Below are 317 nucleotides of genomic sequence, written 5' to 3' on the forward strand. Positions count from 1 at the left end.
GCGAACCACCGGCCCGTTCCCTACCTGGAGCCGAAGTTGAGGAAGAGCGATCCCAGAGAGAGGAGCACCTGGCGAGAAATTAGCGAAAAATGAACTGCCTGCGATAAGAATAGCCCCGATACTGTCCCAGAACGAAAGGATGCATTATGGAGAAAACAATTTACGAGAACGAGTCAACGCCCAAAGCAGACGGGTTCCATATGCCCGGCGAGCACGAGCCCCCAGAGCGCATCTGGATGCTTTGGCCTCATCGAACCGACAACTGGCAATACGGGGCAAAACCCGCCCAGCAAGTTTTCGCCGACGTGGGGCGCGCC

Annotated in this window: 1 protein-coding gene; it reads left to right on the forward strand. The window is 56.8% G+C overall.

Annotated features, from left to right (window positions below; all coding sequences use genetic code 11):
- Nucleotides 1-200: 200 nt before the first annotated feature.
- On the forward strand, nucleotides 201-317 hold a 117-nt coding region (locus NE591_RS13690), incomplete at its 3' end, for an agmatine deiminase family protein (protein WP_256156913.1).

Source organism: Adlercreutzia sp. DFI.6.23 (assembly GCF_024462535.1).
GTDB lineage: Bacteria > Actinomycetota > Coriobacteriia > Coriobacteriales > Eggerthellaceae > Adlercreutzia > Adlercreutzia rubneri.